Below are 18,127 nucleotides of genomic sequence, written 5' to 3'. Positions count from 1 at the left end.
CCGAGCCGCCAGAGCTGCTGCGCGCGGGCATGCGGCTGGTCTACGCCGCCGAACAGTGGGCCGCGATCGCCGCCATCCTTGGCTTCGGCCGGCTGTGGTTCACCGCCGACGGACCGGTGCGCCGCTACCTGACCGATGCGGTCTTCACCCTCTACATCATGCACCAGACCATCATCGTCGTCGCCGCCCACCACCTGGCCCAACTCGGCCTGCCGCTGGCGGTCGAGGTCCCGGTGCTGATCGCGATCACCTTCGCCGGCTGCTTCGGGACCTACGAACTGGTGAGGCGGATAGGCTTCCTGCGGCCCTGGTTCGGCCTGAAGGCATTGCCGAAAGCCGCGCGGGCGAGCCGCGATCCGGCGCTGGCGACGGAGACGGCGTGACGCGGACGGCGGCGGGTCAAGCCGCCGCCGTCTTCTTCCCGGCGAACCGGCCGCCGGCGTTGGCGTAGGCCTGGGTGCCGACGGAATAGACCTTGTCGGTCGGCAGGATGGCGTCGATGGCGATGTCGTCCGCCCCCTTCAGCCGGGCGTAGATCGGGCCGAAGTCCTGCTGGGTGTCGGCGAGCAGCCGGTCGAGCGAGTCGATGACGAAATAGACCTGCTGGAAGTCGTCGATCCGGTACAGCGTCCGCATCACCCGCTCGAGGTCGAAGCCCAGCCGGTTCGGCGACGGGTCCTCCAGGGCGAACACGCTTTCGGTCGCCGACGAGACGATGCCGGCCCCGTAGATGCGCAGGCCGTCCGCGTCCTGCATCAGGCCGAACTCGACCGTGTACCAGTACAGCCGGGCCAGGTTCTGCAGCATGCCCAGCGAGGCGGCGCGCTGGCCGCCCTTGCCGTAGGCCTCCATATAGGCGGCGAAATCGGGGTCGGTCAGCATCGGCACATGGCCGAACACGTCGTGGAAGATGTCCGGTTCCTGCAGGTAGTCCAGCTGATCCGGCTTGCGGATGAACTGGCCCGAGGGGAAGCGCCGGTTGGCCAGGTGATCGAAGAACACCTCGTCCGGCACCAGGCCGGGAACGCAGACCACGGTCCAGCCGGTCAGCGCCTGCAGCTTGGGGTTCATGGTCCCGAAGTCGGGGATGCCGCCGGTATTCAGGTCCAGCGCCGTCAGTCCCTTCAGGAACACGTCGGCGGCGCGGCCCGGCAGGATCCTCATCTGGCGGGCGTAGAGCGTGTCCCAGGTCGAATGCTCGACATCGGAATACGCCGACCAATTCTGCGGGATGGTCCAGTCGGCGGCCGCGCCCTCGGGCGGCGCTTCGAAGACGTGCTCGAAATCGGACATGGCGCGCTCCTGCTGCCTTCGGACTCTGGCGGTCCCTGACCGCCAATCTAGGCCCGGGCCGCCGGCGGCGCCAGCGTCAGTGGATGGCCTGGGACCTGGGAGCGTGCCGGCCGTTCGCGTCCACGGTGAACCACCGCTGCTCGGCATCCCGGGTCATCGCCACCAGCTCTGGATCCTGCTCCAGCGAATCCTCGGATGCATAGGCGATAAAGCCGCCCTCGTCGCCAAGGGCCAGCACCTGGTAGAAGGGTTGGTCGGGCGAGATCGCACCGGTCTCGCCCGGTTGGCCGGCGAACACCGGATCGACGTCGATCACCACGCCGCGGAAGGCCGCTTCGCGGTGGCGGACGATCTGGCCCAGGCCGAATTTGGCGACGATTTCATTGGTCATGAGCGCAGATTGCGCCTCGCAACCTGAGCGGCAGGACCATCGGGCCGTTCATTTTCGCGTCAGCGATCCTTGGCGCGGGCGGCGCGACGGGTCTAGGTTACGCGGGACGGGCGCCGCTTTGGACCGCCCACCGTGAAAGTTCGGCCCATGCCGGAGACCGACGGCGCCCCCGAGGGCGCGCCCCGGTCCCAGCGTTCCAGGTCCGGCGGCCAGCGCGCCCGTGGCGGCGCCTCCGAGGGACCGGGCGCATCAGGTCGGGAACAGCCCCTGTACGGGGCGCTCGATCTGGGGACCAACAACTGCCGTCTGCTGATCGCCCGGCCTGCGCGGGACGGCTTCCGCGTCGTTGATTCCTTCAGCCGCATCGTTCGTCTCGGCGAGGGCCTGTCGCGCACCGGGCGGCTGGACGACGCGGCCATGGAGCGGGCCTATGAGGCCCTTGTCCTGTGCGGCGAGCGGGTCGCGAAGAAGGGCGTGGAGTCGACGCGCCTGATGGCCGTCGCCACCCAGGCCTGCCGCCAGGCCGACAATGGCGCCGCCTTCATCGAGCGGGTCCGGGAGGGCACCGGCTTGCGGCTGCGCATCATCGACCCGGCCGAGGAGGCACAGCTTTCAGTCGAGGGCTGCCTCAACCTGTTCGACGACAGGGCCGAGGCGGTCCTGGTCGTCGACGTCGGCGGCGGCTCGACCGAGCTCAGCTGGCTCAAGCGGTCCGAAGGCGGCTTTTTGCTGGAGGGCTGGATGTCGGCCCCGATCGGCGTGGTCACCCTGGCCGAGCGCCATCCGGAACCGTCGGGCGCGGCGAACGGCGGCCTGACCGACTGGTATGAAGCCATGGTCGCGGACATGGGCGGGGCCCTGGCCGACGCGCCGATCGACCCCGCCCTGCGCGTGGTGTTCGCGGCCGGCCGGGCCCACCTGGTCGGCACCTCGGGGGCCATCACCAGTCTTGCCGGCATCCACCTCGGCCTCCGGCGCTATCAGCGCAACCTGGTCGACGGCCTGTGGATGACGCGGGGCGACTGCGAACGGGCGGCGGACCGCCTGAAGGCGCTGGGCCCTGCCGGACGCGCGGCCGAATCCTGCATCGGCCCCGACCGCGCCGATCTGGTGCTGGCGGGGGCGGCGATCATGGAGGCGGTGCAGCGCGCCTGGCCCTCGGAACGGGTCAGGGTCGCCGACCGCGGCCTGCGCGAGGGACTGCTTCTGCAGAGGATGCGCGAGGACCGGCGGCCGAGACGACGTCGCCGCCGACGGTGACGCCGCTCAGTTCGTGACCTGCACCGGCAGGGTCACGTCGCAGACCGAGAAGTCCGCCCGCCGCATGGCGCGCGTCTCGTCCACCAGCGCCCGGAAGCGCGGCGAGTCGGTGGCCAGCACCTGCACCGAAGGCCGCTCCGCCTCGGGTATGTCGGCCGCGACCCGCACCCGGGTCATCCGGTCAGGCTGGGCGGCCGCCATCATGCCGTTGTCGCCGTCTCCGACCCGGAGCGACCGCACCACGTCGAGGCCAGCCACCGTCATGCCCCAGATGGTGTAGCGCTTGTCCAGCGCCGGATAGGCCTGGCGCATGATGAAGAACTGGCTGTTGGCGGTGTCGTTGCCCTCATCCCGGGCCATGCCGGCCACGCCGGGGCAATATAGCCCCCAGCCGTGCACCTTGCCGTCGCTACTGGTGGAGAACACCGCATCCGGCTGGGTCTGGATCGGCAGGGAATGCAGGAAGCCCACGCGGGCGCCGGCAGGCTCGGCCGCGGCCGCGAAAGGCATCGTCGGGTCACGGCGGAAGGTGAACTCCGCCTTCAGGTCGGGATACGGGCTCTGGCCCTCGCCGTTGCCCAGCGGATCACCCGTCTGGGCCATGAAGGTGTCGATGACCCGATGCCAGGGGATGTTGTCGTAGAAGCCGCGCCGGGCCAGCAGCTTGATCCGCTCGACGTGCAGCGGCGCGACCTCCGTCATCAGCTCGACCAGGATGCGGCCGCGCGTGGTGTCGATGACCAGCAGGTTCTCGGCCGGCACGGCGCGCCACTCGACGGCCGCGATCGTGGTCTCCGGGGTCGGCGCGGGCGGCGGCGGCGGAGGTCCAGCGGCCTCCTGGGCCGCGGCGGGCATGGCGAACAGAATGGCGGCCAGCGCGGCGGCGGATATCGACTTCATGGCAGCCTCCCAGGATTCCGGACGGTATGGATCAGCCCCCGACGACCTCGGCCGGAGGCTGCACATCGCAAATGGTGAAGGCGGCCCCGCGCTCGGCCTGGACCCGCGCCACCTCGCGCTGCAGGGCGGCGCCCGTAGCCACGCGCACGGCCGGCCGCTCGCCTGCGGGCAGGGCCGCCGCGGTCCGGGCCCGGGTCATCACGTCGGGATCCTCGACCCGGCCGTTCCCCGCCTCCGAGCCGGCCTTGATCGCGCGGACCACGTCCATCCCGGCCACGACGCGGCCGAACGGCGTATAGGCGCCGTTCAGCGTGTCCCTCGCGCCGGTCATGAGGAAGAACTGGCTGTTGCCGCTGTCCGGCGACGCGGAGCGGGCCATGCCGGCGACGCCCGGACAGAACAGGCCCTGCGCGCCCGTCTTGAAGTCCGCCGTCACCATCATCTGCGCGTCGGGCTGGGTGACGACCGGGACGGAGCCGACGAGGCCCGCCTGTCCCTGCGGCGTCGCCACGACCGCAACGAAGCCCGCATCGCGGCCGCGCCGGAACCGGAACTCCCCGGGCACGTCGGGCAGGTCGCTGCCGCCCGCGCCCGTGCCCAGGGGATCGCCGGTCTGGGCCATGAAGTCCGGAATGACCCGGTGGAACTTCAGTCCGTCGTAGAATCCCCGGTCGGCCAGGGTGCGGATCCGCTCCACGGTCAGCGGCGCCATGCGCGGCTCGAGTTCGACCAGGATGCGGCCCTTGGCCGTGTCGATGACCAGCAGGTTCTCGGGCGCGACGGTGCGCCAGTCCGCGGGCGAGGCCGTCTGGGCGACGGCCAGTCCGGCGGGGGACGCGGCGGACAGCAGCGTGAGCGAAAGCGCGGCGGCGGTGACGATGTTCAAGCTCGGACTATCCCTTGACCCTGGCCCGGACCGCCTTGGCGACCTCGGGACCGACGAAACTGTCGATCGCGCCGTCCAGCCGGGCGATCTCCTTGACCAGCCGCGAGGCGATGGCCTGGTGCCGCGGGTCGGCCATCAGGAAAACCGTCTCGATGTCGGCATTGAGGCGCTGGTTCATCGCCGTCATCTGGAATTCGTACTCGAAGTCCGAGACGGCGCGCAGACCTCGCACGATAATGTTGGCGTCCAGCGATTCCGCGAAATGCATCAGCAGGCTGTCGAACGACCGCACCTCGACCTTCGCGCCCAGGTGGGCGACCTCGGCGCGGACCATGACCACCCGCTCCTCGGTCGTGAACAGCGGGCCCTTGTCGTCATTGCGCGCCACGCCGATGACCAGCCGGTCGACCAGCTTCACGGCCCGCCCGATGATGTCCATGTGCCCGTTGGTGACGGGATCGAATGTGCCTGGGTACAGGCCGATGCGCATGCGTTCCTCCCCGCCTTTCCTGCGGTCTAGCAGGTGCGAAACCGGCGGCCTAGATCGGCTGACAGGGCTGTGAAGCCCATGCCGCCCTCAGCGCGTCCAGCGGAGCGGCGGTCGGGTCGAAGTCATACCCGTCGATCGAGGCGACGGCGCAGGCCGGTGTCGCGCTGTTGCAGATGAAGGCCCCGTCGAACCGGGGCAGATCTCGCCGATGGACGGGCTTGAGCACGCTGTTCATCCCGGCCTCCGCCAATCCGCGCTGGATGAGGGCCTGGGCCACGCCGGCGAGCATCGGGGCTTGCGGCCAGACCACCTCGCCCTCCCTCACGAAGCCGATGTTCCACAGACTGCCCTCGGACACCCGCCCGCCGGCGTCGACGAACAGGGCGTCGTCGAACCCGGCCGCCCGGGCCAGACGCCGGGCCCGGATCAGGCCGAAATTGGCCGTGTGCTTCAGATGCGGCGTTTCCCGCGCGTAAACCTGGGTCTGCAGGCGCAGGCTCTCGGCCAGCGGCGGGGGCGGGGCAAAGACGCCGGTCATCACCTTCGGCGCGCCGGTCCAGCCGGGGGTGCGCGGCCAGATGTCGGGCGAAAACAGGCTGACGCGAAGAAAGGCGGCGTCGCGGTCTCCGAGCGCGGCCCGCATCAGGTCGCGCAACCGCGCCTCGCTCACGGCCTCGCCGAACAGCTCCAGCGCCGACGCCTCCAGCCGGGCCAGATGCAGGTCCAGGCCCCGCACGCCGCCGTCCTCGACCCGGAAGGAGGTGTAGGCGCCGTAGTTGACCAGGGCGATGTGGATCAAATCCGCCCGGGTGGCGGGGGCGCCGTCGATCAGGATTTCGGCGGCGTCAGCCATGAGGTTCAGCGGCGGGATCAGCTCTCGCCGCCGCCCGCTCCGCCTTCGCCCTCCTCCACACCCGCATCAGCCTCGTCGCCCCCGCCGGAATCCGGCAGCCGTTCGACCGATACGACCTTCTCCCCCTCCGCGGTGCGGAAGATGGTCACGCCCTGGCTGGAGCGCCCGACGATACGGACCTGCCCCACCGGGGTGCGGATCATCTGTCCGCCCGAGGTGACCAGCAGCAGGTCGTCCCCGTCCTCGACCGGGAAGGACGCCGCCAGGCGCGTGCCCGCGCGGCCGCCGAGGCCATGCGCCGTCAGCCCCTGCCCGCCCCGGCCCGTGCGCCGGTACTCATAGGCCGAGGACCGCTTGCCGAAGCCGGTCTCGGTGACCGTCAGGATGAACTGCTCGGCGGCGCCCAGTTCGGCGATGCGCTCGACCGCCAAAGGCGCCTCTTGGGCGGCCTCGGCGACCGCCTCGTCGTCCGCCTCGACCGGCGTGTCGTCCTCGTCCCCGGCGGCGCGGCGCATGGCGTTGGCGTGTTTGACGTAGGCGGCCCGCTCTTCCGGCGTGGCGTCGACCCGGCCCAGCACGGCCATCGAGATGACCTCGTCGTCCTTCTGCAGGCGAACGCCGCGCACGCCGGTCGAATCGCGGCCCTTGAACACCCGCACGTCATCGGCCTTGAAGCGGATGGCCCGCCCGAGCGCCGTCGTCAGCATGACGTCGTCCTCGGCGGTGCACAGGGCCACGCCGACCATGCGGTCGCCGTCCTCCAGCTTCATGGCGATCTTGCCGGCCCGGTTCACCGTGGCGAAATCGCTGAGCTTGTTGCGCCGCACGTCGCCGGACCGGGTGGCGAACATGATGTCGAAGTTCGCCCAGTCCGCCTCGTCCTCCGGCAGCGGCAGCACGTTCATGATGCTGTCGCCCGGTTCGATGGGCAGCAGGTTGACGAAGGCCTTGCCGCGCGATTGCGGATTGCCCAGCGGCAGCCGCCAGGTCTTGAGCTTGTAGGCCTTGCCGTTGGTGGCGAAGAACAGCACCGGCGTATGGGTCGAGGCCGAGAACACGCCGACGACGGCGTCGTCCTCCTTCATCGCCACGCCCGAGCGGCCCTTGCCGCCGCGATGCTGGGTCCGGTAGGCGTTCAGCGCCACGCGCTTGACGTAGCCGCCATGGGTGACCGTGACGACCATGTCCTCGCGCGGGATCAGGTCCTCGTCTTCCAGTTCGAAGTCGCCCTCGCCGATCAGGGTCCGCCGCGGCACGGCGAACTCGTCCTTCACCTTCAGCAGGTCCTCGCGGATCACCGCCAGGATGTTGGCGCGGTCGCTCAGCAGGGTCAGATGCCCCTGGATGGTGTCGGCCAGGCTGCGCGCCTCGCCGAAGATGTCGTCACGACCGAGGCCGGTCAGGCGGCTCAGCGTCAGGGCGAGGATGGCCCGGGCCTGCTCATCCGTCAGGTTCAGCTTGTCGCCGTCGACCAGCATCGAGCGCGGATCGGCGATCAGTTCGATCAGGGCGATCATGTCGCCCACGGGCCAGGCCTTGGCCTGCAACCGCTCGCGCGCCTCGGTCGGGTCCGCCGAAGAGCGGATGATGTGGATGACCTCGTCGATATTGGCCACGGCCACGGCGAGACCGACCAGCACGTGGCCGCGGTCGCGGGCCTTGGCCAGTTCGAACTTGATCCGCCGGACAACCACCTCTTCCCGGAACTCCAGGAAGGCTTCCAGCAGCTGGCGCAGGCCCATCTGCACGGGGCGGCCATGATTCAGGGCCAGCATGTTGACGCCGAACGACGACTGCATGGCGGTGAAGCGCCACAGCTGGTTCAGCACCACGTCGCCCGAAGCGTCACGCTTCAGCTCGATGACCATCCGCATGCCGTCGCGGTCGGACTCATCGCGGACGTCGGAGATCCCCTCGATCCGCTTCTCGCGGACCATCTCGACGATCCGCTCGATCAGGGTCTGCTTGTTGACCTGGAACGGCAGCTCGGTGACCACGATGGCTTCGCGGTCCTTGCGGATGGTCTCGATCGTCGCCTTGCCGCGGACCACGACCGAGCCGCGGCCCTCGCGCAGGGCGTTGCGCGGGGCGGTGCGGCCCATGATCTCGCCGCCGGTCGGGAAGTCGGGCCCCGGGACGATGTCCAGCAGGGAGTCGTCGCCGATGTCGGGGTTGTCCAGCAGGGCGACGCAGGCGTCGATGATCTCGCCGAGGTTATGCGGCGGGATGTTGGTCGCCATGCCGACGGCGATGCCGCCCGCGCCGTTGACCAGCAGGTTCGGAATCCGCGCCGGCAGGACGACGGGCTCCAGTTCCTTCTCGTCATAGTTCGGCTGGAAATCGACGGTGTCCTTGTCGATGTCGGTCAGCAGGGCCGAGGCCGCCGGGGCCATCCGGGCCTCGGTGTATCGCATCGAGGCCGGCATATCGCCGTCGACCGAGCCGAAATTGCCCTGGCCGTCGACCAGCATCAGCCCCATCGAAAACGGCTGGGCCATGCGCACCAGCGCCATATAGACCGAGGCGTCGCCGTGCGGATGGAACCGGCCCAGAACGTCGCCGACCACACGGGCGCACTTCGAATACGGCCGGTCAGGCGTCATCTTCAGGTCGTGCATCGAATACAGGATGCGCCTGTGCACGGGCTTCAGCCCGTCACGCGCATCCGGCAGGGCGCGCGACACGATCACGCTCATGGCGTAATCGAGATACGAACGGCGCAGCTCGTCTTCGATGGTGATGGTGGAGATATCGCCGCCTGCGCCCGACGAAGGGGGCAGGGCGTTGGTATAGCTGTCGTCGGTCAAGGAAATCGGGCTTTAAATGGCCGGAATCGGAACGTGATCCGCTAAAGGGTTTTCTAGCATCCGGGGGCTGTGGTGGCAAAGCGAAGCCGCTGACCGGCGCCCCTTCCACACAGGGATTTTGAACCATGCGCCTTGTCCGGCTCGCCACCCTCGCCGTCCTGCCGTTGACGGCCTCACTGGCGGCCTGCGTCAGCGTCACCGCGACCAACTACGCCGACATCCCGGTGCGGGCCGCGGTCGGTGATTTCGGCGAGGCGACGCTGGTGAACGCGGAGGGCCGGACCGTCGGTCGCGCCATACTGACGCAAGGCCCGACGGGCCTGCTGATCCGCATCGAGGCGGACGGCCTGACCCCCGGCTGGCACGGGGCCCACATCCACGCGACCGGACAATGCGCGGCGCCCTTCACCTCCGCGGGGGCCCATATCAACCACGGCGAGCCGGCGGCGCCGCACGGCCTGCTGAACCCCCGGGGGCCCGACGACGGCGATCTGCCGAATGTGTTCGCGGACGCCGGGGGCCGGGTCCGGGCCGAGGTCTTCACCACCCGCGCCCGCCTCGCCGGCGAAGGCCCGGGCCAGTGGCTGTGGGACGTCGACGGCTCGGCCCTGGTGATCCACGCCGCCATAGACGACCACACCAGCCAGCCGATCGGCGGAGCCGGCGCCCGGGTGATCTGCGGCGTCATGGCCGCCGGATAGCCGGGCGGGCTTGTAATGGCGCCGCCTTGCCGGGCATCGTGCCCGCATGGCGCTTCTCTACGGCGATCCCGCCCCGACCTTCTCGGCCGAGGGGCTGAGCAACCCCCGCTATGTCTTCGACACGGCGGCGGGGCGCTATCTGCTGCTCGCCTTCGTCAAGGCGGGGCCGGCCGTCGCGGCCGCCGTCGCGGCGATCCACCGGCAACGGGCCGCCTTCAACGACGTCCATGCCAGCGCCTTCGTCGTGGTCATCGGCAAGGACAAGGGGCGCAAGTCCCGCCAGGACTCCCTGCCCGGCCTGCGGTTCCTGTTCGACGAGGACGGCGCGGTCGCCGACCTCTACGAGGCGCGCGACGCCGGGCGCTGGTTCCTGATCGATCCGGCCCTGCACGTCATGGCCGCCGTGGATCCGGACCAGGCCGGCGCGCTGATCGACCGCATCCCGTCGCTCCCGTCGCCGGCGGAACACGGCGGCTTCCCGGCCACGGCGCCGGTCCTCGTCACGCCGCGCATCTTCGAACCGGCTTTCTGCGAACGCCTGATCGCCCTCTACCGCGAGATCGGCGGCGAGCCGTCGGGGTTCATGCGCGAGGTGGACGGCGTCACCACCCTGATGATGAACGACCAGCACAAGCGGCGCTCGGACGTCATCGTCGAGGACGACCTGCTTCAGAAGCAGGTGGTGGCGCGCCTGACGCGCCGTCTGCTCCCCCAGATCGAAAAGGTCTTCAACTTCAAGCCGACCCGGATCGAGCGCTATCTGGTCGCCCGCTACGACGCCGGGACCGGCGGCTTCTTCCGGCCGCATCGTGACAACACCACCAAGGGCACGGCGCACCGGCGCTTCGCGGTCTCGATCAACCTGAACGCCGACTACGACGGCGGCGATCTCAGGTTCCCCGAGTTCGGCTCGCGCACCTACCGGCCGCCCCCCGGCGGAGCCTGCGTCTTCTCCTGCTCGATCCTGCACGAGGCGACGCCGGTGACCCGCGGCGAGCGTTTCGCCTTCCTGCCCTTCCTCTACGACGAGGCGGCGGCGAAGATCCGCGCGGAGAACCTGAAATATCTGGATCCGGCGCTGACGGCCTAGCTCCGTTCTGCCCTCCTCGGAAAAGGTGGCCCGGAGGGCGGGATGAACGGCCCACCGGACGTCCGCGCGGCGATCCCGCAAGCGGACCGGCCAGACGGCCGGAACGGGTGGAAAGCGGACGTTCACCACCGCCTGGACTGACCCTAGTCTCAAGCCCGAAATCGCCCCGGAACCTGACGAGGGGCCGCACGTTCCCTCCGCCTTGCCAGCGGGCTGGACGGGGGGAAACCATGCAAACTGCGGCAGCTTCCACTGATGTGAATGACGCCCGCGAGGCCGGACGACGGCTGGCGGGTGAGATCACGCGCGGACTGGGGCGAGAGCCGCAGGCCCTCATGGTCTTTGCCGCACCCTCGTATGACCATGTCGCTCTTCTCGACGAACTCGCCATTCGTTGCCCTTCGGCCCTCGTGGTCGGCGCCTCATCGGCAGGCGAGTTCATGAATCACGAGCGCGGCGAGGGCCTGGCCTGCGCCCTCGGCCTCGCAGGCGACGATGTGCGCTTCGGAGCCGGCGTCGCCCGGGACGTCGCTGGCGGCGCGGCGATAGCGGCCCGGCAGATCACGTCCAGCTTTACCGGGCTTTCCGATTACGCCTTCCCGCACCGGTCGGCTCTCGTGATGACTGACGCCCTGGCTGGTCACGCCGATCTGTTGGTGGACGAGCTCACGCTCGCAACCGGGGGGCAATATCAGTTCTTCGGCGGCGGGGCCGGCGACAATGCGCAGTTTCGACGCACCTCGGTGTTTCTGGGTCGTGAGGTGCTGAATGGCGCCGCCGTCGCCCTCGAAATGCTCACGGCGAAGCCAGTCGGCATCGGCGTGCGCCACGGGTGGGCGCCTGCATCCACTCCTTTCCGGGTGACGGAAGCGGACGGGATGAGGCTTGTCAGTCTGAATGGTCTGCCAGCGGCCGAAATCTTCGAGACCTACGCCGCCACGACGGGCCAAAGCCTGGATCGCGCGGCGCCGATCCCGTTCTTCCTGCACAATATTCTCGGCATCGAGAGCGGTGGTTCTCACCGTCTGCGCGTGCCCCTGGCGATCCTCGCCGATGGGGCGGTCCTTTGCGCCGCCGAGATCCCTGAAGGCGCTGTCGTCTACATCATGCGGGCCTCAGCGGCGTCAGCCGTCGAGGCGGCCCAGGAGGCGACCCAGGCTGCCCTGGCCGCCCTCGGAGGGATGAAGCCGCAGGCGGCGCTCTTCTTTGACTGCGTGGCGACCAGGCTCCGGATGGGCGACCGGTTCAGCGACGAAATCGCCACAGTGCGCGCGCAGCTCGCCGGCGCCGATCTCGTCGGGTGCAACACCCACGGGCAGATCGCCCGCGCAGAGGGTCAGTTCGAAGGATTTCACAACTGCACGGCCGTGGTCGTTGTTGTTCCGGCGTGACCCATCAGAGCGGCCACGACCTGATTCGCCTCATCTCGGCTCTGGCCGACAGACGGAGTCGCGCGTCCGAGGCCGCCGCACTGGCGCGGCGCCTTGGCGCGCTGGACTTTCTCATCCTGCTGCCGGATCCGGAGTTATGCGTACTGCGGCCGGCGCCCGGCTTTCGCCAGACGCTTCCGGGAGGCCCCACCTGGACCGAGCTTCTGGCCCGGTGCGCCGGCGGAGGGGAGTTCCGCACAACCGTCGCCTGGCCCGAAGCCCGGAGCCTGTCCTCCGCTGACGTTTTCATCGCCCCTGACGGCGCGGTTTTGATGCTCATCGGCGGGGAGCCCCAGGTCCTGGTCTCCGACCTTGCCGACGCCGCCGATTTGATGCTTGCGCTGCTAAGGTCGGAGGTGCGCGAAGAGGCCGCCGCCGCCAGCGCGCGGTCGTCGGGCGATGTGACCCGCCGCGCCACCGCGCTGGCGTCGTCGCTGGATCGGGCGCGGGCCGAGCTCGCCAGAAACGCTCTGGCCCTGCGGAATGCCTTGTCCGATTCAGCGCGCCTGAACGAGGAGCTTCGCCTGCTGAACGAGACGCTGGAGCTGCGTGTGCAGGATGAGATCGCCGAGCGCCTGAAAGCGGAGGACGCCCTGCGACAAGCCCAGAAAATGGAAGCGATTGGTCAGCTGACGGGTGGCGTCGCGCATGACTTCAACAATCTTCTTTCGCCGATTATCGGCAGCCTGGACATGCTCATGCGGCGGGGCGTGGGCAGCGAGCGTGAGCAGAGACTGGTCGACGGGGCGCTGCAGTCCGCCGAGCGGGCGAAAATCCTCGTGCAGCGCCTTCTGGCGTTCGCACGACGTCAGCCTCTTCAGCCAGGTGCAGTCGATTTGAACCAACTGGTGCAGGAGATGGTCCAGCTCATCTCAAGCACAGTCGGCGCAAAAGTAGAGGTTCGGATTGAACTGCCGGATGACCTTCCTCCTGTAACCGCCGACTTCAACCAACTCGAGATGGCGCTCCTGAACCTCGCAGTGAACGCCCGCGACGCCATGCCGGAAGGCGGCGTGCTGAAGATATCCGCGGTGCCGGAATTGACCCCTTCAGGCAAATCGCGCCGCCTCGGCGCGGGCCGCTATGTGCGGCTGTCTGTGTCGGACACCGGCGCCGGTATGGACGACGCGACGCTTTCACGCGCCATCGAACCCTTCTTCTCGACAAAGGGCGTCGGCAACGGCACCGGCCTCGGCCTCTCCATGGTTCATGGGCTGGCTCTGCAGCAGAACGGCGACCTGACCATTACAAGCAGTCCCGGGCGGGGGACGACGGTCGACCTGTGGCTTCCGGTCAGCGCCGTCCCGGCGGACGCGAACGACCAACCCGGAGATGCCGCCGACCCATGCCGAGGTTTCGGCACGGCGTTGCTTGTTGACGACGACGACCTGGTTCGCATGAGCACCGGTCAGATGCTGATGGACCTCGGCTACCGCGTGCTGGAAGCAGCCTCGGCCGAGGAGGCGTTGCGCTTGCTCGATGACGGCCTCAACCCTGACCTTCTCGTGACAGATCATATGATGCCAGGGATGAACGGCGCTCAGTTGGCCCGGCAGCTTACCTCCCAGGACCCGGACCTGCCTGTCCTCATCGTGTCCGGCTACGCTGAAGCGATCGAAATAGAGCCCGGCATGCCGCGGTTGAGCAAACCGTTCCGCCAGGCCGAATTGGCGGCGAGCATTTCCGCGCTCAGGCCGAGGATTGCCCCGAGGTCTCGGACCAATTCGGGGCGGTGATCTGCTGTAGATGGAGGTTCGACCTTTCATGGCGAAGGGAATGTCCGCAAAGGGTCGGAAGCCGACGGACCGCAATGGGTGGGAAGCGGACGTTGGCTATGGTCCCGTGTAAGCAAATCGGCGGTCAATACACACAACTGTCCCACCGGTGATGTGGGCGGTGTAACCCGGCACAAAACCGCTGGGCTGGAGAGGATAGCTGAACACCACGGCTTCAATCGTCGGCTGACATATTGATCGAGGAAGCGGAACCGGTGCGCTTAGCGTCTGACCGGGGCCTCTATAATCTGAGATCGCGCCGGTGCGGGCGATGTAGCCGTTCAACGCAGATACCGAAGTCGGCAACACAAGAGACTCGCCGCCGGGCTCGGCGAAAAACGGACCCGGTGCAGCGACCGACTTCCCCCACATATTGTCATCGGACTGGCCGACGCCCGAACAGGCGCAAAGAACCATCAATCCAAATTGCGACACCCACCTCAGAAGTCTCGGCATCTCGGCCCCCGTTCACCAACGCCAACCTGAGCCGAGGCACGCAATGTCCGCAACGGGTCGGGAGCAGACTGTCGCCTGCGGGTGATTAGCGGACTCTCCTGACGCGCTGACCAAAGCCGTCAGATGCTAAGCCTTTTGCCGAAATAGTGCTCGCGTGGTCAGCACGGCGGGGACAGCGGCTACGGGCAGCATGAGAACCGCGAGCCACCAAGTCGTCGAGGCTCCAAGGAAAACCAAAAGGAGCCAGAGGAGGACCCATAGACCTACGAAGGTAAGAACCCGAGCAGCTTTCATGTCTTCGCGGGCGTCCATTTCGCCGTCAGATAACCGTTCAGGCCAAACCTAAAATCGCGGCTTCCAGCTTCTCGACCTTTTCACCGATGCTGCACGTCCGCAATGGGTCGCAAGCCGACCGTCGCCTAAGGATGGTTAGCTGACTTTGGTAAAACGATGCGCCCTTGCTAACGTGCCGTCATGCGCATCATTACCACGCTGATCTGTGCAAATGCCTTGATGCTGATCGCCGGAGTGGCGTGGGCATGCTCCTGCCCAACTTGGAGAAGTGCCTCCGATCAACTAGGTGCTGCAGACATCGCGTTCGTTGGACAGGCGGTATCGACCGTGCCTGACTCGACAAAGGGGCGCGAAGGATACTTGGTGACTGAGTTCGTTGTCTCCCGCACATTAAAGGGGGGTCACAGCGCTGTTCAGCGGATCGCGCACGCGCCCGGTGCTTGGGGGGCTACCTGCGGTATAGACTTCGTTCAATCACGAGAAGTTCTCGTTCTTGCCCGCACGCAGGGCAGCACGCTGTCCACAAGCGCCTGCGCCAGACCCCGGTTCGCGGTAGGCGACTTCGAGCGAGCCGCTGCCCGCTGAGGGCTACTGGGAAGCCGGAGTCCGCAATGGGTCGGAAGCCGACGCGCCTAAGGGTGGCTAGCAGACCTGGAGGATCAGACTCTTCACCTTTTCCTCGTGATCCGCGAAGCCCTTGCCCCAGTAGCTTTGCATGCGTTGCAGGACTGTCGGGTCGCCCCGGATTGCGCGTCGGACTCTTTCGAGGTCCTCGTGGCCAATATCGACCTCGGAATAGGTGATCGAAAACAGGATCAGCAACGCGAGCGCACTGCGGCCTTCGAGATCGAGGACGCCGCTTTCGAATGCCTGCAGGAACCCGGATGTCCGGGCGCCATCGGCGAGCTCAATTTCCCAGTCTTGTTCTGTCCCACGAACAGGGAGGCGAAGCAGCTCGTTCACCGCTTCTACGCCCGCTGGATGTGGCCAAAGATATCTTTCCATGCTGTCGACTGTGACCGGCGTCGTCGCCATCCGCAAATGCGGTGACGACGCCTCAAAGCCCATGGGAACACGGGGTCCATCTGCCCGGCTTCAGCGGGTTTCCGAATGTCCGCGTTGGGTCGATCCGGACTCGCCGACGGCCGCAGCGAAGCCCTCTTATCCCAGGCTGTCACCGCTCGCTCGTGTCCTCTCCGGGGTGGATTCCCGGACCCTGCCATCCCGGCCAAACGGCGCCAAACCCTGCCATCCCGTGCACCCCGCCCTCCAGCGTCGATGCTCTGGCGGAACGCCGATGGGCCGGGAGTCACGCAAAGGGATAATGCGCCCGCCGGCAACCCACGCTGACACTTGCGCGACGACGACTCCCGCCGCCACCGGGCCACCAAGCGCCACGACCGATCCTGACGCACCCTCGCCCTACAGTGCACGGTATCGGTCTTTGACATCGTCATGAAGCGTCGCTCCGCCCAGGACCGGCCGCTCGAATGTGTCGGGATGACAGGGTTTCGCGATTTTTGGGCGACAGGGTCAGTCCGCCCGGAATTGCAGCTCCGCCAGCCGGGCGTACAGGCCGCCGCGCGCCTTCAAGGCGGCATGGGTCCCCTCCTCCACCACCTGCCCGTCCTCCATCACCACGATGCGGTCGGCCCGCAGGACGGTGGCGAGGCGGTGGGCGATGACGATGGTGGTCCGGGCCTCCATGGCCTGGTCCAGCGCCCTCTGCACCAGCCGCTCGCTCTCGGCGTCGAGGGCCGAGGTCGCCTCGTCCAGCAGCAGGATCGGGGCGTCGCGAACCAGGGCGCGGGCGATGGCCATGCGCTGGCGCTGGCCGCCCGACAGGCTCTTGCCGCGCTCGCCCAGCGGGGTGTCGAACCCCTGCGGCAGGGCGTCGATAAACCCCAGGGCCTGGGCTTCGGCGGCGGCGGTCCGGACGTCATCCAGGCTGGCGGCTTCCCGGCCGAAGCGAATGTTTTCGCTCGCGGAACCTGAGAAAAGCGGCGCCTCCTGCGAGACCCAGGCGAAGCGGTCGCGCACCGCCACCGGATCCGCTTCGCGCACGTCGACGCCATCCACCGACACCACGCCGGATTGGGGATCGTAGAAGCGCAGCAGCAGGCGGAAGACGGTGCTCTTGCCCGCCCCCGACGGGCCGACCAGCGCCACGGTCTCGCCGGGCCGGACGGTCAGCGAGAACCCCTTCAGCGCCGGCAGGTCGGGTCGCCCCGGATAGCTGAACCGCACCGCCGACATCGACACCTCGCCGATGGGCGGCTGCGGCAAGGCTCGCGGCGCGGCGGGCGGCGCGATCGCCGGCGTGCTACGCATCAGTTCGTCGATCCGCTCCATGGCCCCCGCGGCCTTCTGCACGTCGCCCCAGCTCTCGCCGAGCGCTCCGACCGCGCCCGCCGCGAACACCGACAGCAGCACGAACTGCAGCAGGGCCCCCGGCGTCATCCGCCCGGCGATCACGTCCTGCGCGCCCAGCCACAGCACCAGCGTCACGCCGCCGAACATCACCACAATGATCATGGCGGTCATCAGGGCCCGGGCCCGGATGCGGACCAGCGACACGCCGAACGCCGCCTCGACGGCGTCGCCGAACCGGGCGATGGCGCTCTTCTCGCGCCCGAAGGCCTGCACCGTCTCGATGGCGTCGACGCTCTCGCCGGCGAAGCCGACAGCGCTGGCGAACCGGTCCTGCGAGGCCACGGTGAGCCGCCGGACCTTGCGCCCGAACAGGAACAGCGGTCCCAGCAGCAGCGGCACCACCAGCAGGACCAGTCCGGTCAGCTTGGGGCTGACCACGAACAGCAGCACCGTTCCCCCGATCAGGGTCAGGGCGTTGCGCAGGGCGTAGGACACCGACGTCGTCAGCAGGGTCTCGACCAGGGCGATATCGGTGGTCAGGCGCGACAGCACCTCGCCCGTGCGCATCTGCGCGTAGAAGGCCGGGTCCAGCGTCAGGATTCGCTCGAACAGCCCCTTGCGCACATCGGCGATCACGCGCTCGCCGGTTTTGGTGACGAAGAAATAGCGGACGGCCGTGGCGAGGCCGAGAAACAGCGCATTCACCGCCAGCACCATGAACCACAGGTTCAGCTGCGCTCCGCCGTTCTCGAAACCGTTGTCGATCGCCCCGCGCGCGGTCACCGTCAGGGCCAGCGAGGCGGCCGTGGACAGGATCAGCCAGACCCCCGCCATGGCCATATGCCCCTTGTGCCGCAGGGCGTAGGGCAGCAGCCGGCCCAGGGGGCGGATGTCCCGCCGCTTCGCCCGCCGGGCGCCCGCCTCGCTCATCTGCTCGACCAGGAGCGCGCCCGCGCCGGGCCGCCCGTGAAGGTCGGCGACGTCGGGAGCAGGGGCGGTCGTGTCTGTCATGGCGCGCGCCTCTTGCCCCGGAACGGCCCCCGGTGTAAACGCCGCCGCTCATTCCCGCCCTCCTTGGCGGGATTTCTCATTTTCGCGCACCGACGGTCGGCATCGTCATCGCGCAGA

The 18,127-nt window shown here is 68.5% G+C and carries 14 protein-coding genes and 1 pseudogene; 6 read left to right on the top strand and 9 right to left on the bottom strand.

Annotated elements, in window-relative coordinates; genetic code table 11:
- A pseudogene (locus tag VEB62_RS00375) lies at positions 1–383 on the top strand (acyltransferase family protein); the annotation flags it as partial.
- A gap of 16 nt (positions 384–399) precedes the next feature.
- Here VEB62_RS00375 and phhA read toward each other — a convergent pair.
- Both phhA and hspQ read right to left on the bottom strand, forming a co-directional pair.
- Positions 400–1,293, bottom strand: a complete 894-nt coding sequence (gene phhA / locus VEB62_RS00370; protein ID WP_324794366.1) for a phenylalanine 4-monooxygenase — start codon at positions 1,291–1,293, stop codon at positions 400–402.
- A 76-nt stretch (positions 1,294–1,369) separates the two neighbouring features.
- On the bottom strand, positions 1,370–1,684 hold the full coding sequence (gene hspQ / locus VEB62_RS00365; protein ID WP_324794364.1) for a heat shock protein HspQ: 315 nt from the start codon (positions 1,682–1,684) through the stop codon (positions 1,370–1,372).
- A 147-nt stretch (positions 1,685–1,831) separates the two neighbouring features.
- Here hspQ and VEB62_RS00360 point away from each other — a divergent pair, with 147 nt between their 5' ends.
- The gene (locus tag VEB62_RS00360) at positions 1,832–2,944 is read left to right on the top strand and encodes a Ppx/GppA phosphatase family protein (protein ID WP_324794374.1); all 1,113 of its coding nucleotides are present in this window, start codon (positions 1,832–1,834) and stop codon (positions 2,942–2,944) included.
- 6 nt (positions 2,945–2,950) lie between these two features.
- Here the strand turns inward: VEB62_RS00360 and VEB62_RS00355 are convergent, their stop codons facing one another.
- Genes VEB62_RS00355 through gyrA form a run of 5 tightly spaced genes read right to left on the bottom strand, consistent with a single transcriptional unit; the run spans position 2,951 to position 8,880 of the window.
- A complete protein-coding gene (locus VEB62_RS00355; RefSeq protein ID WP_324794363.1) occupies positions 2,951–3,844 on the bottom strand; it encodes a peptidylprolyl isomerase in 894 nt (297 codons plus the stop codon).
- A gap of 31 nt (positions 3,845–3,875) precedes the next feature.
- On the bottom strand, positions 3,876–4,730 hold the full coding sequence (locus VEB62_RS00350; protein ID WP_324794361.1) for a peptidylprolyl isomerase: 855 nt from the start codon (positions 4,728–4,730) through the stop codon (positions 3,876–3,878).
- 7 nt (positions 4,731–4,737) lie between these two features.
- Positions 4,738–5,220: a pantetheine-phosphate adenylyltransferase gene (gene coaD / locus VEB62_RS00345; protein WP_324794359.1), complete on the bottom strand. Its 483-nt coding sequence runs from the start codon at positions 5,218–5,220 to the stop codon at positions 4,738–4,740.
- 49 nt (positions 5,221–5,269) lie between these two features.
- On the bottom strand, positions 5,270–6,073 hold the full coding sequence (locus tag VEB62_RS00340; RefSeq protein ID WP_324794357.1) for an aminotransferase class IV: 804 nt from the start codon (positions 6,071–6,073) through the stop codon (positions 5,270–5,272).
- Positions 6,074–6,090: 17 nt separating this feature from the next.
- Positions 6,091–8,880 (bottom strand): DNA gyrase subunit A, encoded by a 2,790-nt coding sequence (gyrA, locus tag VEB62_RS00335; RefSeq protein ID WP_324794355.1) that lies wholly within the window; start codon positions 8,878–8,880, stop codon positions 6,091–6,093.
- Between the two features lie 125 nt (positions 8,881–9,005).
- Here gyrA and VEB62_RS00330 point away from each other — a divergent pair, with 125 nt between their 5' ends.
- The 4 genes from VEB62_RS00330 (at position 9,006) to VEB62_RS00315 (ending at position 13,837) form a co-directional block, all read left to right on the top strand.
- Positions 9,006–9,581: a superoxide dismutase family protein gene (locus VEB62_RS00330; RefSeq protein ID WP_324794353.1), complete on the top strand. Its 576-nt coding sequence runs from the start codon at positions 9,006–9,008 to the stop codon at positions 9,579–9,581.
- Positions 9,582–9,627: 46 nt separating this feature from the next.
- Positions 9,628–10,671, top strand: a complete 1,044-nt coding sequence (locus VEB62_RS00325) for a 2OG-Fe(II) oxygenase (RefSeq protein WP_324794351.1) — start codon at positions 9,628–9,630, stop codon at positions 10,669–10,671.
- A gap of 230 nt (positions 10,672–10,901) precedes the next feature.
- Positions 10,902–12,062 carry an FIST signal transduction protein gene (locus VEB62_RS00320; protein ID WP_324794349.1) on the top strand — a complete coding sequence of 387 codons (1,161 nt, stop codon included), beginning with the start codon at positions 10,902–10,904 and terminating at the stop codon, positions 12,060–12,062.
- Complete coding sequence (locus tag VEB62_RS00315) at positions 12,059–13,837, top strand: ATP-binding protein (protein ID WP_324794347.1); 1,779 nt, start codon at positions 12,059–12,061, stop codon at positions 13,835–13,837. Before VEB62_RS00320 ends, VEB62_RS00315 begins: the two co-directional genes overlap by 4 nt.
- 1,431 nt (positions 13,838–15,268) lie before the next feature.
- On the opposite strand, the gene VEB62_RS00310 is transcribed toward VEB62_RS00315, so the two are convergent.
- Both VEB62_RS00310 and VEB62_RS00305 read right to left on the bottom strand, forming a co-directional pair.
- The gene (locus VEB62_RS00310) at positions 15,269–15,694 is read right to left on the bottom strand and encodes a hypothetical protein (RefSeq protein ID WP_324794345.1); all 426 of its coding nucleotides are present in this window, start codon (positions 15,692–15,694) and stop codon (positions 15,269–15,271) included.
- Between the two features lie 465 nt (positions 15,695–16,159).
- Complete coding sequence (locus VEB62_RS00305; protein WP_324794344.1) at positions 16,160–18,010, bottom strand: ABC transporter transmembrane domain-containing protein; 1,851 nt, start codon at positions 18,008–18,010, stop codon at positions 16,160–16,162.
- Positions 18,011–18,127 lie beyond the last annotated feature (117 nt).

This window comes from Brevundimonas sp. (assembly GCF_035626975.1).
GTDB lineage: Bacteria > Pseudomonadota > Alphaproteobacteria > Caulobacterales > Caulobacteraceae > Brevundimonas.
This window is presented reverse-complemented; position numbering and strand designations above follow the sequence as displayed.

Excerpts from the sequence above, each read along its gene's own strand:
- coaD (WP_324794359.1), bottom strand. The coding sequence starts at position 5,220 with ATGCGCATCGGCCTGTACCCAGGCACATTCGATCCCGTCACCAACGGG.
- VEB62_RS00325 (WP_324794351.1), top strand. The coding sequence starts at position 9,628 with ATGGCGCTTCTCTACGGCGATCCCGCCCCGACCTTCTCGGCCGAGGGG.
- hspQ (WP_324794364.1), bottom strand. The coding sequence starts at position 1,684 with ATGACCAATGAAATCGTCGCCAAATTCGGCCTGGGCCAGATCGTCCGC.
- VEB62_RS00340 (WP_324794357.1), bottom strand. The coding sequence starts at position 6,073 with ATGGCTGACGCCGCCGAAATCCTGATCGACGGCGCCCCCGCCACCCGG.
- VEB62_RS00320 (WP_324794349.1), top strand. The coding sequence starts at position 10,902 with ATGCAAACTGCGGCAGCTTCCACTGATGTGAATGACGCCCGCGAGGCC.
- VEB62_RS00305 (WP_324794344.1), bottom strand. The coding sequence starts at position 18,010 with ATGACAGACACGACCGCCCCTGCTCCCGACGTCGCCGACCTTCACGGG.
- VEB62_RS00355 (WP_324794363.1), bottom strand. The coding sequence starts at position 3,844 with ATGAAGTCGATATCCGCCGCCGCGCTGGCCGCCATTCTGTTCGCCATG.
- VEB62_RS00310 (WP_324794345.1), bottom strand. The coding sequence starts at position 15,694 with ATGGGCTTTGAGGCGTCGTCACCGCATTTGCGGATGGCGACGACGCCG.
- VEB62_RS00360 (WP_324794374.1), top strand. The coding sequence starts at position 1,832 with ATGCCGGAGACCGACGGCGCCCCCGAGGGCGCGCCCCGGTCCCAGCGT.
- phhA (WP_324794366.1), bottom strand. The coding sequence starts at position 1,293 with ATGTCCGATTTCGAGCACGTCTTCGAAGCGCCGCCCGAGGGCGCGGCC.
- VEB62_RS00330 (WP_324794353.1), top strand. The coding sequence starts at position 9,006 with ATGCGCCTTGTCCGGCTCGCCACCCTCGCCGTCCTGCCGTTGACGGCC.